This is a genomic window from Candidatus Phytoplasma fabacearum, from assembly GCF_030586805.1.
Lineage (GTDB): Bacteria > Bacillota_I > Bacilli_A > Acholeplasmatales > Acholeplasmataceae > Phytoplasma > Phytoplasma fabacearum.
On sequence record NZ_JAOSIM010000010.1, the window covers coordinates 1 to 15,775 of the forward strand.

At 23.4% G+C, this 15,775-nt stretch carries 13 protein-coding genes; 12 read left to right on the top strand and 1 reads right to left on the bottom strand.

Annotated features, from left to right (window positions below):
* Positions 1 to 97 precede the first annotated feature (97 nt).
* A complete protein-coding gene (locus OC705_RS01525; RefSeq protein ID WP_304512556.1) occupies positions 98 to 355 on the bottom strand; it encodes a thioredoxin family protein in 258 nt (85 codons plus the stop codon).
* 581 nt (positions 356 to 936) lie between these two features.
* Here OC705_RS01525 and OC705_RS01530 point away from each other — a divergent pair.
* From OC705_RS01530 to alaS, 12 genes are all read left to right on the top strand, one after another.
* Positions 937 to 2,244, top strand: a complete 1,308-nt coding sequence (locus OC705_RS01530) for a trigger factor (protein ID WP_304512555.1) — start codon at positions 937 to 939, stop codon at positions 2,242 to 2,244.
* 87 nt (positions 2,245 to 2,331) lie between these two features.
* Positions 2,332 to 4,731, top strand: coding sequence for an endopeptidase La (lon, locus tag OC705_RS01535; RefSeq protein ID WP_304512554.1), 2,400 nt, complete (start codon positions 2,332 to 2,334; stop codon positions 4,729 to 4,731).
* A 1,012-nt stretch (positions 4,732 to 5,743) separates the two neighbouring features.
* A complete protein-coding gene (locus OC705_RS01540; RefSeq protein ID WP_304512553.1) occupies positions 5,744 to 5,947 on the top strand; it encodes a hypothetical protein in 204 nt (67 codons plus the stop codon).
* A gap of 242 nt (positions 5,948 to 6,189) precedes the next feature.
* On the top strand, positions 6,190 to 6,363 hold the full coding sequence (gene rpsU / locus OC705_RS01545; protein WP_004994728.1) for a 30S ribosomal protein S21: 174 nt from the start codon (positions 6,190 to 6,192) through the stop codon (positions 6,361 to 6,363).
* Positions 6,364 to 6,554: 191 nt separating this feature from the next.
* Positions 6,555 to 6,971, top strand: coding sequence for an rRNA maturation RNase YbeY (gene ybeY / locus OC705_RS01550; RefSeq protein ID WP_304512551.1), 417 nt, complete (start codon positions 6,555 to 6,557; stop codon positions 6,969 to 6,971).
* 46 nt (positions 6,972 to 7,017) lie between these two features.
* Positions 7,018 to 7,923 (top strand): GTPase Era, encoded by a 906-nt coding sequence (gene era, locus OC705_RS01555; RefSeq protein WP_304514033.1) that lies wholly within the window; start codon positions 7,018 to 7,020, stop codon positions 7,921 to 7,923.
* Between the two features lie 20 nt (positions 7,924 to 7,943).
* Positions 7,944 to 9,302 carry a glycine--tRNA ligase gene (locus OC705_RS01560; protein WP_304512549.1) on the top strand — a complete coding sequence of 453 codons (1,359 nt, stop codon included), beginning with the start codon at positions 7,944 to 7,946 and terminating at the stop codon, positions 9,300 to 9,302.
* Between the two features lie 73 nt (positions 9,303 to 9,375).
* A complete protein-coding gene (gene dnaG, locus OC705_RS01565; RefSeq protein ID WP_304514034.1) occupies positions 9,376 to 11,286 on the top strand; it encodes a DNA primase in 1,911 nt (636 codons plus the stop codon).
* A complete protein-coding gene (locus tag OC705_RS01570) occupies positions 11,264 to 12,571 on the top strand; it encodes a sigma-70 family RNA polymerase sigma factor (protein WP_304512547.1) in 1,308 nt (435 codons plus the stop codon). The genes dnaG and OC705_RS01570 overlap by 23 nt, the downstream gene beginning before the upstream one ends.
* A gap of 2 nt (positions 12,572 to 12,573) precedes the next feature.
* Complete coding sequence (locus tag OC705_RS01575; RefSeq protein WP_304512546.1) at positions 12,574 to 13,026, top strand: tRNA (adenine(22)-N(1))-methyltransferase TrmK; 453 nt, start codon at positions 12,574 to 12,576, stop codon at positions 13,024 to 13,026.
* A gap of 1,153 nt (positions 13,027 to 14,179) precedes the next feature.
* Positions 14,180 to 14,368: a 50S ribosomal protein L32 gene (gene rpmF, locus OC705_RS01580; RefSeq protein WP_304512545.1), complete on the top strand. Its 189-nt coding sequence runs from the start codon at positions 14,180 to 14,182 to the stop codon at positions 14,366 to 14,368.
* A 43-nt stretch (positions 14,369 to 14,411) separates the two neighbouring features.
* Positions 14,412 to 15,617: an alanine--tRNA ligase gene (alaS, locus tag OC705_RS01585; protein ID WP_320411902.1), complete on the top strand. Its 1,206-nt coding sequence runs from the start codon at positions 14,412 to 14,414 to the stop codon at positions 15,615 to 15,617.
* The last annotated feature ends 158 nt before the right edge of the window (positions 15,618 to 15,775 follow it).

Consider the following 15,775-nt stretch of genomic DNA (forward strand, 5'->3'; position numbering starts at 1 on the left):
CGCAACCCGCTTTTAAGAACTGCTGTAATTCTTGAGAGTTTCCATTCAAGAACCGTTCTTAGCCTTACAGTGTTTATCGCACTGGTGATTGGTTAGTTCACTTGATATTTAGGCCTCTTTGGCGCCCCAATAGTAAACTTGGATAATATTTGATATTATATTTTTTAGCTAATTCAAAGTTTTCATGACCATTAATTTTGATAATTTCAAGATTTGGTTTTGCTTTTTTTATTTGTTCTAAAAGAGGCATTAATTGTTGACAAGGAGGACAATTTGTTAAGAAAAAATCAATTAACAATAATTTATTTTTATTTTTAGCTATTAGTGTATCTAAATTTTCTATAGAATTTTTCATTATTTATACTCTAAATCCTTTCTTAAATTAATAAATATAATAAATTTAGTAAAAAATAATTTTTGAGAAATAATAATTTTTATTTTTTTCTCTAGATTTTATGTAAATTAATTTTAATTTTTAAAATTAATTTACGCTTATATATTATAATGATTTAAAGAAATTAAAATTTTATTTATTTTTATAAATTTAGATTAATTAGTATGACTATTTACTATGTATTAATGAAATTGTTTTTAATTATTTAATTTTTTCAAATTTTTTTTAATATAAAAAAGTAATTTAATCAAAAAAAATCGGAATTATTATTTTTTTTGATAAAATTGAGTATGTGTTGATCTTTTATTATTAAAATAATATATACTTAAATATTTTTTAAATTATTGAAACTTTTTATATTTTAATTATAATTATTAAATAAAAAGAGAAAATAAAATAGTTTTTTATATTTTTTATAAAATGCTTATTTATACATATGAAAATTTTGATTTTAATTTTTACACTATATTTTTATAAATAGAATTAAGAAAATTTTTTTTATTATTAATTTTTTAAAAAGTGATTTACTAGGTGATAAAATAATGGAAATTGAATATATAAACAATGATTTTGTGAAATATAATTTTGAGATTAATCCTCAAGAATTTGAATTTTTTTTACAGAAATCTTTTGATAGTATTAAAAATGATATTAAAATTAAAGGATTTCGCAGAGGTTTCGTGACTAGATTCTTATGTGAAAAACATTTTGGGAAAAGATTTTTGTATCAAAAAGCTATTACATTTTTAGTTGAATCAAAAATAAACGAAATTTTGACAAAAGATAAAAATAAAATTATGGGGCAACCTGAGCTTGTTAATTTCGATCTAAATAAAATAGAACCAGATCATAATTTTGATTTAATAATTAAATTCGCATTAAAGCCTAAAATTGATTTATGTGATTATAAAAATATTGATATACCTAATGAAAAAAATCAAGATATTTTAGTAACAGAAGAGGAAATAAATCAATCTATTCAACAATGGTTAAATATAGCCTTTAAAGAACAAGGTTTTACATTAAATAATAAATATTGTCAATATTTTTTTAATTTAGAAATACGACATAAAAATGTCATTCTTTTGAATGAAAATGATATTTGTTATGACTTCTCTAATGAACAATTTCATTATATTATTGAATATTTATCTTCTTATATATTAGGTATGAAAGAGCAAGAATATCGTAATTTAAAAATTAAATTTCCTGATACATTTTCAAATTCGAAATTATCTGGAAATAATGTTAAAATTAAAGTTTTTTTAAATAAAATTAATATTATTTCTAATATCGATTTAAATGTTGATATAATTAAGACATTGAATTTATCTGAAAATTTTCCTAAAATTGAAAATTTAATTGATTATTTCCGAAAACAATTGCAATTTAACAAAAAAGAAGTTTTTAAAAAGCAAGAAATAAATTATATTTTGGAATATTTGTTAAAAAATTCAAGTATTGATATACCTCAACATTTATTGCAGAATCATATTTCAATAACAGAAAATAAAATTCAAGAACAGTTAAACAACAAAGATCCTAATTTAACGCAATATTGTCAACAAAATAATTTATCAGAAGCAGATTTTAAAAAAAAAATAATCGAAGAAAATATTAAAAAATTAAAAATATCATTTTTATTAGAAACGATTGCTCTTAAAGAAAATATTATTATTTTAGATAATGAAATTCAAGATTTTTATCAAAATTTATTTCGTAGTTCGAATTTTCAAAATTTGGAAGATTTTCAAAAAAAATATGACATTAATTATATTAAAACCACTTTATTACAAAATAAAGTTATAGATTTTTTATGGAATAATTCTTCTTTTAATATTAATATTTAAAGTATTTTGCAAGATTTAAAAATTAAATATTAATTAATTTTTGCAATTATAATAAGTTTAATTTTATTTTCAAGAGAGAGGCAAAAAATGAATAAAAAAATTAAATTAACTAAGATAGAAGATGATAATAAATTGGAATATATCGAAGGTTTTGAGGTTCCTTACGAATTGCCTGCAATTATTGTACGCGATGTAATACCTATTCCTAATAACGATTTTAGGATAGAAATAGGACGTGATTTTTCAATAAATGCTTTAAAACAAGCCGAAAAAAATAAATGCCCTTATGTAGTTATTTTGCCTCAAAAAATATTTGCTTTAGAAGATCCTGAAATAATAGATGTTGCAGAATATGGGGTATTAGCTAGAATTATTGCTTCAGTTAAAATTCTTAATAGTTCTATTTATAAAGTTAAATTCCGCTTATTGAAAAGAATTAAAACAACTTCAATTTTTAAAAAAGATAATTTGTTTAATGTTAAATATGTTCCGGTAGTTACTGAATTGAGCGATGATATAAAAAAAGAAGAAGCTTTGATTAAATTAGTTATGGAACAAATAACTTCTAATACAAGTCAATTTTTATTTATATCTGAAAATAATTTGTTAGAGCAAATTCAAAATGGAGTTGATACTGAAAAAATAGCTGATTTAATTATTTTTGCTTTAAAAATTGATGAAAAAGAAAAATATAAATATTTACAAGAAAAAAATTTAAATAATAGATTGTTTTATATTTTACAAGATATTCATAAAAAGATTGATATTATTGAATTAGAAAATAAAATAAATGAAGAAGTTAAACGTAGTATTGACGAAAATCAAAAAGAATTTTATCTTAGAGAAAAAATACGTGCTATTCAAAATGAATTAGGTGATAGAGCCAAAAAAGAAGAAGAAATAGAAACTTTGCGATCACAAATTAAAAATTCTAAAATGCCTATAAATATTAAAGAAAAAGCATTACAAGAATTATCTCGTTATCAATCAATTTCTTCAGCAGTAGCTGATTCTTTTGTTATTCGGAATTATTTAGATTTTTTAATAGCCTTGCCTTGGGGTAAAAAAAGCAAAGATATTAATGATTTAGAAAAAATTCGTATGGTTTTAGAAAAAAATCATTATGGTTTACAAGAGGCGAAAGAACGAATTTTAGAGTATGCTGCTGTTAAAATTATGACTAAACATAACGCCCAAACGATATTGTGTTTAGTTGGTCCTCCGGGTGTAGGTAAAACCACTTTAGCCATTTCTATAGCAGAAGCTTTAGGACGTAAATTTGTTAAACAATCTTTGGGTGGTTTACAAGAAGAAAGCGAATTTAAAGGTCATAGAAGAACTTATGTTGGAGCTATGCCTGGCCGTATTTTAGATGGTATTAAAAATGTAGGAGTTATAAATCCTGTATTTTTATTAGATGAAATAGATAAATTAGTTAATAATTTTCATCATAATCCAGAATCTTCTTTATTAGAAATTTTAGATCCGAATCAAAATAAAACTTTTGTAGATCTGTATTTATCTGAACCTTTTGATTTATCGCAAGTACTATTTATAACTACTGCTAATGATATTAGTAATATTTCTGCTCCTTTAAGGGATAGATTAGAAATTATAGAATTAAACTCTTATACAGAGAAAGATAAATTAAATATCGCAAAGCAACATTTAATTCCAAAACTTTTGAAAGAACATGGTTTGAAAACGGCACAATTTTCTATTAGCGATTCTGCTTTAATTAAAATTATTAGGAATTACACTAAAGAAGCTGGAATTAGAAATTTAAGTCAAAAAATAGCTACTTTAATTCGTAAAACAATAAAAAATATTTTAATTAAAAAAATAACTCATAATGATATTAACGAAGATAATTTAGAAAAAATTTTAGGAAAAATTGTTTATTATGATTTATTAACAGAAAAAAAACCTCAAATAGGTGTCGTTAATGGATTAGCTTATACAACAGTAGGGGGGGATGTGTTATCTATCGAAACTACTTGTTATCCTGGTAAAGGTAAGTTAGTTTTGACTGGTCATTTGGGAAAAGTTATTGAAGAAAGTGCCATTACTGCTTTTAGTTTTTTAAAAGCTAATGCTCAAAAATTAGGTATAAATTACGATATTTTTAAACAAAAAGATTTTCATATTAATTTTGTTGAAAGTGCAGTACCTAAGGATGGACCTTCTGCTGGTGTAACCATAGCTACATCTTTATTTTCTGTCATGACTAGTCAAAAGGTTAAAGAAAATATAGCGATGACTGGAGAAATTAGATTAACTGGTGATGTAATTGCTATAGGAGGATTAAAAGAAAAAGTTTTGGCCGCTGATAGAATAGGTATAAATACTGTTTTCATTCCGAAAGCTAATTCTAAAGATATTGATGATATTCCTGAAGAAGTACGTAATAAATTGAAAATTATAACTATTAAAAATGTTCAAGATATATTTGCTGAAGCTTTTATTTCTTCTAATTCAGAAAGATGAATATAATTTTGAAATTAAAAACAATACTATATGAATCTGGAAATAATTTAAAAATTATAATTTTAAAACAAGAATAAATGATAAATTATTTCAAAAATCATCAATTAAATTAAAATAACACAAAATACAAAAAATATTAATTAGAATATATAATTATAATTTTTATTATCAAAAATAATTTAAGATAATTATAAAAATTTTGAACATTTAAACAATGCATGTTAATTTTAAAATATTTTGGTAAGATATTAGTAATAAAGATAAAAAAGATTTGATTTAAATAAAATTAATTATTATCTTTTCATAAAAGACGCCAAAGAGGCCTATCCTATGATTTTACCAATCACCAGTGCGATTAAACACTGCAAGGCTAAGAGCGGTTTTTTAAAGGAAACTCTCAGGAATTATAGCAATTTTAACGAGTATCGATAAAGTAGCTAGTTTTACCAACAAAAAAATCTAAGGACTAGTCCTTAAATAACCCAGAAGACAAAGTAGAGATTATATTAAGGAAAAGACCTATCTCGTAATTAATATACGCGAGTAATCCAGAAACTATCAATATAAATATTTATAGTAATCGGTAGATCCCCTTAAATTCAGATTATTAAATTACCGAATAATAAGATCAAAGTTATTAGGCCTAAGGAAAGTGACTTCTTAGTAGTCGGAGGAATAAAAGCTTAATTAGAAAATAATTAAGCTCATCTTCTGTCCGGGATAAAGAATAACAAAATTTATAGGCTATAGGTTTAAATAAATTATTATTTTATTATTATGTAAATTAATTTTTTATTTTATGTAGTGAAAATACTACTTATTTTCAAATAGTTTTAATAATATTTATTATAAAATTCCGGAAAAAAATTCATTTGGTTCTGTATAAGAGGTTAACGGTTAATTTTAATTATAAAATCATAAAAATTATTTACAAATTTATAGTTAATTTATCAAAATTTCAATTCATATAATATATTGATTTTTTAAATATTTTATAAAAAAAGGTGATAATATGTTGTCATTACCCAATTATGTTGTTTATATTATAAGTGTTATTATTATTATTAGTGTTTTGTTTTCATCCGAAGCAGATGTTACTGATGCATTTGCAGAACAATATGGCACTTATAAAAGTAATAAAAGTGTTGATAAATTTAATCGTTTTATTAGTTTTTTGATTTTAATTATTTTTGTGCAATTTTTTATGCAACAATAATTTTAATAATGACAAAAAAAATATATATTAACGGAATTAAAATGATTTAAATATGTAAAAAAAATATCTATTTTAGTATATTTTTTATATCTTTTTATTATAATTTATGTTATAATAAAATAACCTATTGATTGGATAATTTTAATTTTTTTTAATATAAATTAAATTATTTACTCAAAAAATAAAATTAATAGATAAATTGCGAATAAATTAAATATTAAAATATAAAAAAGGGGATAAATATGCCAAAGGTTATTACGCGAGAAAATGAACAAATTGAAGATGCATATAAACGTTTTAGAAGAGAAGTTTCTAAATCTGGTATTACTGCTATAGTTCGACAAAGAGCATTTTTTATCAAACCTAGTGTAGCTAGAAAAATGCGTGCTAAAAAATTTCAATCAAAAAAACGTTGACAAATGGATATTTATTTGTCTAAAAATTTTTTTAATTAAATTTATATTTGAATAAATTATTTCAGTTTTTATTTTTATTTATTAAAATTTGCAAAAATATAATTGCAAGATAATAAATAAAAGCAAATTCTGAATTTATTTTTTGTTATACAAATATTTATCAAATTTTAATTTTGGATAAGATTTAAATTATGGATGTTAAAATAGTAAATAATACTAATTTTGAAGTTAATTATTTAAGTATTGTTTTGATTAAAATATTTCAAGATTTGGATATAGGGAAAAAAATAAATATTATTTTTGTTAACGATGAGTATATGAAAAAAGTTAATTATTTTTATTTAAAAAAAAATTATACAACTGATGTTTTGGCTTTTAATGATTATACCGAAGATATTTCGTTAGGAGATATTTTAATTTCGTTACCTAAAGCTTTTGAACAAGCTATTCAAAATAATATTACTGATATACAAGAAGTTAGTTTTTTGGTTTTACATGGCTATTTACATTTAAAAGGTTACGATGATAAAACAGAGGAATCGTTGTGCGAAATGATTGATTTACAACAAAAAATTTTAAAAAAACATAATTTAGATTTTAATTATTAAAATAAAAAAATTTTTCAAATATTTTATTAATAAAAAGGAGATCATTTTGTTTAAATCAGGATTTATTTCTATCATTGGTAATGTGAATGTAGGCAAATCTACTCTTATTAATCACTTAATTAGTCAAAAAATATCGATCACTAGCTCTAAATCTCAAACTACGCGTGAAGCTATTATTGGCATTGACACTTCATCTTCTTATCAGTTTGTTTTCATTGATACTCCTGGTTTACATTTTAATCACAAATATTTATTAAATAAAATGATGCATCAGGTTACTTTAAGAAGTATAAATGAAGCTGATGTTATTTTGTTGATAGTTGATCGAGAATATCGTCAAACTATTCAAGAAAAAAATGTTTTTGATATTATTAAAAAATATAATAAAAAAATTATTTTGGTTATTAATAAAATGGATTTGTATAAAAACATAATAATTGATAAGATTATCTTAAGTTATATTCAAAAATTTCATTTTGACGCTGTTATTCCTATATCAGCTATTAATAAAAAAAATAATAACATAAATATTTTAAAAAATCATATTTTAGAATTGTTACCTGAAGGAAAAATTTATTACCCTTCTGATATTAAAACCAATATAAATCAAAATAAATTAATATCTGAAATTATTCGAGAAAAAATTCTTTACTATTTGCATCAAGAAATTCCTCATGCTGCAACTGTTTTTATTGAAAATATTTCTTTGAGGAAAGCTCCTTCCATTACTAACATTTCCGCTATTATTTTGATCGAAAAAAATAACCAAAAAAAAATATTAATAGGCAATCAGGGCGATATGTTAAAAAGAATAGGAATTGAAGCTCGCAAAGATATTGAATATATTTTGAATACAAAAATTTATTTAGATTTATGGGTTAAAGTTGAAAGAAAATGGCGTAATAATATTAATTTTTTAAGGAAAACCGGAGTATCATTAAATTTTAATTAAAAATAGCAAAGGATAAAGAAATGTTTTCTTTACAAGAGTTAATTAGTTTTGCGAAACAAAATGGTTTTATTTTCCCGGGAAGCGAAATTTATGGAGGTTTAGCTAATACTTTTGATTATGGCCCTTTAGGGTGTTTGTTGAAGCAAAATATTAAAAGGGCTTGGCAAAAAAAATTTTTTCAAGAGAGAGAAGATACATTATTATTAGATAGTTGTATAATATTAAATCCTAAAATTTGGGAATCATCTGGTCATATTAAAAATTTTACTGATCCTTTAGCGGAAAATAAAGATACTAATAAACGTTATAGAGCGGATAAATTAATTAAAGAACATAATCCGGATATTGATGTTAATAAAATGTCCTTGGAACAAATGACAAAATATTTGATTAAATACCGTCTTTTAGGTACTTCCAATTGGGCTAATGTTAAACAGTTTAATTTATTATTTCAAAGTCATCAAGGTTCGGTACCATCCGAAAATAATATAATTTTTTTGAGACCAGAAACTTGTCAGGGGATTTTTGTTAATTTTAAAAATATTTTAAATACTTTTAGAAAACGAATACCTTTTGGTATAGGCCAAATTGGCAAATCATTTCGGAATGAAATTACTCCGGGCAATTTTATTTTTAGAACTTGCGAATTCGAACAAATGGAATTAGAATTTTTTCATCATCCTCAAGAAACTAGAAAATGGTTTGAATTTTGGAAAAAATATACTTATGATTTTTTGCTTAATTTAGGTTTAAACAAAGAAAATTTAAAATTTAAAGATTATCATTATACAGAATTAAGTCATTATGCTAGTAACACCACTGATATTTTATTTAATTTTCCTTGGGGTTTTGATGAATTATGGGGGATTTCTGCACGTAATGATTTTGATTTAAAACAACATCATAAATATTCAGGGATAGATTTAAGATATTCAGATCAGAAAACAGGTCAGAAATTTTATCCTTTTGTTATAGAACCTTCCGTAGGAGTCGAAAGATTATTATTAGCTATTATATCGAATAGCTTACAAAAAGAAACTTTAGAAAATCAAACAGAAAGAATATTATTAAAAATACATCCATTTTTAGCTCCTTATAAAATAGCAGTTTTGCCTTTGATTAAAAATGTTCATCGAGAAAAAGCTAAACAAATACAACGTTTTTTGTATAATGATTTTGAAGTTATTTATGATGAGACCCAAAGTATTGGTAAAAGATATAGGAGACAAGATGCTATCGGCACTCCTTATTGTTGCACAATAGATAATCAAACTTTAGAAAAAGATATTGTAGCTATAAGAGAACGAGATTCTTTAAAACAAGAATTTATATCTTTGGAAAGACTTAAAAATTATTTATTAAATAAAATATCTTTTTAAGAAATTGTCTTTTCAATAAATTATTAAATGAATTAATTTAAACCGGATAATAAATAAAAATAATATGAATCAGATGACAAAAAAAATATCATTTATTGAGCAAATTAATCAAAAAATTTCTATTTACGAATTAGTTAGTCAATATGCAGGCCTTTCTTTAGAAAAAAAAGGAAAAAATTTTATGAGTTTATGTCCTTTTCACAAAGAAAAAACTCCTTCTTTTTCTGTTTCTCCAGAAAAAAATATTGCTGTTTGTATGGCTTGTCATGAAGGAGGGAGTCCAACAGCTTTTTGGGCTAAATTAAAAAAAATAACTTTAGAAGCAGCTGCATATGAATTAAATTCTAAATTTAAATTACAAATATTAAACAAACCACAAGATTATGCTAAAAATAAATTAATAAGTATTTTGGAATATACTCAAGATTTTTTTAAAAGTGCTTTGCAATATATTTTAAATAATATTGAAGGTCATTATGCTTCTGATTATTTGTTAAACAAACGTAAATTAAATTTAGAATTAATCGATAAATTTAATTTAGGTTACGCACATGTTCATTCTCAGGCCCTTCAAAACCATTTATTAAATAAAGGATTCGAAATAAAAGATTTATTATCTTTAGGTTTAGTTAATAAATCAAAAGATAATTCTTCTGAAGATTATTATAGTTTTTTTCGAGATCGCATTATGTTTCCTTTAACTAATGTAACCGGTCAAATTATAGGTTTTACCGGTCGTTCTTTAAAAGATGATAAAAATGTTATTAAATATTTATTCAATAATAATACTATTTTATTTAAAAAAACTAATGTATTATATAATTTATTCGAAAGTCAAGAATTTATTAAACAAAAACAAAATGTTATTTTATGTGAAGGTATTTTTGATGTTATAGCTTTTTATAAAATTAATATTTATAATACTATTGCCACTTTAGGAACTAAATTAACTCCAGAACATATCATTTTGTTAAAACAAAATACTAATAAAGTTACAATTGTATTTGATGGTGATAAAGCAGGAGTAGAATCTACATATAAAATAGCTAATTTATTAATTAAACAAAAGATAATTGTTTTTATTTGGCATCCGCCTGATAATCAAGATCCAGATGAATTTTTATCTGATCCGAATAATCAAAAAAACTTTAATTATGAAACGTTATTACAAAAATCTCAAGATTATGTTTTTTATATGATTGAAAAATATTTAGAACAAGGTTTAGATGCAACCGCTTTAAATCAAAATATCTTAAATTTAATTACATCTTATGATGAACAAACTAAACATAATTATTGTCAAACTATTTATAAACGATATTCTCTTTTTATAGCAAATGATATTTATAATAAAAAAAATATGAATTTACAGGATTATACAATGATTATGCGTCAAAAGTATTTACAAGAGGCTCATAAACCAATCAAACGCATTGTAAGTCTTGTGGAAAAAGAAATTTTAATTGAAATTTTATTAAATCCAAAACATTTAAAGTTAATTAAACGTGATATTTATGATTATGTAGTTTCTAATGTAAATATTTTAAAATTAATAGATCAAATTGATATTTATTATCAGACAAATGCAACAGAAAATGAAATAAAAAATGGTATTGATTTAGAACGTTTTATAGAAATTGATAATTTTTTTATATCAGAGTTATCAAAAGAATTTGATATTTATGGTTTGTTTTTGGAAATTAAAAATAATTATTTATTTAAAAAAAAAATACGTATTCAAAAAGCTGAAAATTTAACCGAATTTTATTGTTATTTAAAAATGCATTTGATCGATCAAATTAGACAAGAATTAAAAATTCTTAAAAATAAATTGCAAAATTTGTCAGAACAAATTATAACAACTAATAACCAAGAAGATAATGACCCAAGACAATCAATATTATTAAAAATAGCTCAGAAACAAAAAGAGTTATTAAAGTTAAAAAATATAGGAGTTGGTGATGAATTTAAAATTGACAATTAAAAAAATCTACAAACAAAAAATTTTGCAATTTGAAAAAATAGGCGAAACAACTTTTGCTAATATTTTGAAAAGAGAATTAAAATGGTTTAATTATAATTTAAAAGATATAAATACTATTGATCAAAAAATTATTAAATATTTTTTAACTACTAATAATTTAATAAATAAAAAAAAATCTAAAAGTATTAAACCAACAAAATCTCAAAGTGAATTAGAAAATTCTGAATATGATGATCTATTAGACATAGAAGATTTAGAAGATGAAAATATTAATATTGAAACTATTCGTTCTGAAGAAATACAAGAAGATCTTAATTTAAAAAAAATTGCTAATTCAATTAAAGTTGATGATCCGGTAAGAATGTATTTGAAAGAAATTGGACAAATACCTTTATTAACTTTAGAAAAAGAAAAAGAAAATTCTAAATTAGTTTACGAAGGGGTAAAGGCTAAACAAAAATTAGAAGATGTTAAAAATAAATTAATATCTATAACTGATGAAGAATTAGAACAACTTCAATTATCAATTAAGAAAGCCGTTATAGCAAAAAATAAATTAATCGAAGCTAATTATCGATTAGTAGTATCAGTAGCTAAATTATATATAGGTAGAAAAATTAAATTTTTAGATTTAATTCAAGAAGGCAATATGGGGTTAATGAGGGCTGTAGATAAATTCGATTATACAAAAGGTTTTAAATTTTCTACTTATGCAACTTGGTGGATTCGACAAGCTATTACCAGAGCTGTTGCTGATCAATCTCGTACCATCCGATGTCCGGTTCATGTTTCTGATATTTTAAATAAAATTTCACGTTTAAGAGGGAAACTGACTCAAGATTTAGCCAGAAAGGCGGAAAATCATGAGATAGCTAAAGCCATGAACTTAGAAACCAAAAAAATTAATGATTTGCAAATGATTGAAAAAGAAACTATTTCTTTAGAAACATCTATTCGTGATGAAGATGATTCTTCTTTGGGAGATTTTATTAGTGATCCTAATGCTATTTCTCCTCATGATTATATGTTACAAGAAACTTTAAAAAAAACCTTAGAAGAGTCATTAGAAGAAGCTTTAACTCCTAGAGAACAACTTGTTTTAAAAATGAGATATGGAATTTTAGAAGGTGATAATAGAGTGCATACTTTAGAAGAAGTTGGAGCTAAATTAGGCGTTACACGAGAACGTATTCGCCAAATAGAAGCTAAAGCCTTAAGGCGTTTAAGATCTCCTTCGAGACAAAATAAATTAAAAATTCTATATAAAAATATCAATAGAAAATAAATATGAATAGAATTTTATTTATAGCTTCGTTAATTAAAAATTATAATACGGTTGCCGATATTGGTACAGATCATGGATTAGTATTAAAAAAAGCATTAGATTTAGGATATATTTGTAAAGGAATAGCTGTAGATATTAGTCCTAAAGCTTTATCTAAAGCTCGTAAAAATTTAGAAAATTATCCTGTTCAATTTTTTGTTAGCGATGGTTTTAAAAATATTTCTGTAGATTTCGATTTAGCTGTTATTTGCGGTTTAGGAGCTTATACAATTATAAATATTTTAAAAAATGCTTTAATTACTAAACCATGTTTATTAGGTTGCCAAAGTAAAATACATTTATTATTTTATTGGTTAAAAAATAATGATTTTATCATTTTACAACATTATATTTTTTCTGATAAATTTGATTATATTTTTTTTAAAATTAAACCAAAAAATAATAATGATAGTTAGTTATTTCCTTTATTTGATAAAAAATAATTAACTATCTGATTCCCAAAATATTAAAATATAAAATTGATTATTAATAAATTTACATTATAAATTAATTATAAATTGTATATTTCAAGTATAATATAAGTTGTTTTTAAAAATGTTTGAGTAGCTCAGTAGGATAGAGCAACGGCCTTCTAAGCCGTCGGTCGGGGGTGGACGAAAAAGATGCCTAATATCTAGTGATTTAACCAATCATCCACTGTATGATAATCAGTGGCAGTATATAGTCGGTTATTGTAACGAAAGAAATGATAATTATAGTAGACTATAAAAATGGAAAATAGACAAGATAGTGTCGTCTATGAATTTCTGTGAACTGAATTATGACTCATGGATAACCTCTGAAATGAGGCTAAGGGAATAAAAAGGAGTAATCCGAAACTGATAGAAACTATCTTTTAGCTATCAATCCGAGTAACTATGAAAATTAATCCCTATTTCATAGTATTATCAATAAAAATACTCGGAACCTACCAAAAAAAGTATTAATTTATTCAAAAATATATTTAAATTTAATTTTTGGTCATCTCGCCTAAAAGTCAATAATGGTAAATATTTAGAGCAACTTTTATCATCCTAAACAAGAATAATAATATTCTTGCAAGGATAAAGCAGAATCATAGTAGTCGTGAGAAATTTAAGAATCAATTTGGAATATTTGATTAAACTGACTCACCAAGGAGCCAAGGAAAACTTGGTACAAGGCGAAAGAGGAAATTTTTGTGAAGATTTAGTTAATTTAAAATAATGTTTTATTATTATTTTCAAAATTATTGTTTTTAAATAATATCAAATGAATAAAGAGTTTTGATCTATCTAGATGGAGAAAAACTCAATAAATTATAAATTTTTAGACTAAATCAAATTATCACTTAAATAACCGCCGGATGCTGGGAAACTAGCTTGTCCGGTGGTGTGTGGGGCTTATTATTAATAGTTAGAAATAACGAAATGTAGTAATTCTATCACGATTCGAATCCCTCCTCAAACGCCATAAAATAACGAAAATAACTTATTTTAATTCGCAACAATTCATTATAATTAAAATTAATTTTTATTATTAAATAAAAATTTTTTTTTATTTAATAATGACAAGGAGAATAAATTTAAAATGGCTGTCCCCTTTAGAAGAACTAGTAAAACCGCTAAAAGAAAAAGACGTACTCATTACAAATTAAAATCACCTACTTTGGTATTATGCCCTGATAATAATAAATTCACTTTACCTCATCGTTTAACTAAAAATGGTAGTAGTTTTTATAAAAATAAATTAATTTCGAAAATTTCGAATACAAATTAATAATATTTAAAAATATGAATATTTTAAATAAAAAAGGCATAATATGATCAAAATTAAAACATCTCAAGAAATTCGGAAGATATGGCTAAATTTTTTTAAATCTAAGCTACATAAAATAGAACCATCAGCATCTTTAATACCTGATAAAGATCCTACTTTATTATGGATTAATGCTGGTGTTGCTCCTTTAAAAAAGTATTTTAATAATTCTGCTATTCCTCATCATAAACGCATAGTTAATATTCAAAAATGTTTAAGAGCTAATGATATTGATATGGTAGGAAAAACTTCTCGTCATCATACTTTTTTTGAAATGTTAGGAAATTTTTCTATTGGAGATTATTTTAAAAAAGAAGCTATCGAATTTGCTTTTGAATTTTTAACATCTAATGAATTTTTATCATTGGATATCCATAAATTATATATTACTTATTTTGAAAAAGATTTAGAAACTTATAATTATTGGTTACAAAAAGGTATTAATCAAAACCATTTAATTGCTTTAAAAGAAAATTTTTGGGAAATAGGCGAAGGGCCATGCGGACCTTGCACTGAAATTTTTTTTGATCGTGGACCGATATATGATTCTCGTAATCATGATTTAATTTTGAATAATATCGAAAACAATCGTTTTATTGAAATTTGGAATATTGTTTTTTCTCAATATAATTTAGAAATTAAAAATAATCGTAAAATTTATCATGAATTGCCGAATAAAAATATTGATACCGGAGCAGGTTTAGAACGTCTTGCTTGCATTTTGCAAAATAAAAATAATAATTTCGAAACCGATTTATTTTTACCTATTATTCAAAAAATTTCTATTTTAAGCAATATAGCTTATCAGTTAGATGAAAATCAAGAAATTTTTCAAATTATTTCTGACCATATTAGAGCTTTAGTTTTTGGGATTGCCGATGGAGTTATGTTGGCTAATGATGGTAGAGGTTATGTTTTAAAAAAACTTTTAAGAAGAGCTTTTCAAAAAGGCATGAAATTAGGATTTAACAATCCTTTTTTATTTCAATTAGTTCCTATAGTGGTTAATATAATGGAAGATTTTTATCCATATTTAAAATCAAAAATATCAATTATTCAACAAATTATTTTAAATGAAGAAAAGAAGTTTTTATTAACTTTACGAGAAGGAAGAGATAAATTTTTAGAATTTACTAAAAATTCCAAAAAACTTTTGGCTAAAGATTTTTTTAAACTTTATGATACTTATGGGGGCGCCAAAGAGGCCTAAATTTCGTGCTATCTAACCAATAGCCAGGGAAGATAAACCCTGAAGGGATATGGTTGGTCAGTCAAACGAAAGAATGACGGATTACAGCAGACCATAAAAGCGGATTGCGACGAAAGCAAATTAGTCAAGAAGATACCGCCACCTAATAATTCCATGGA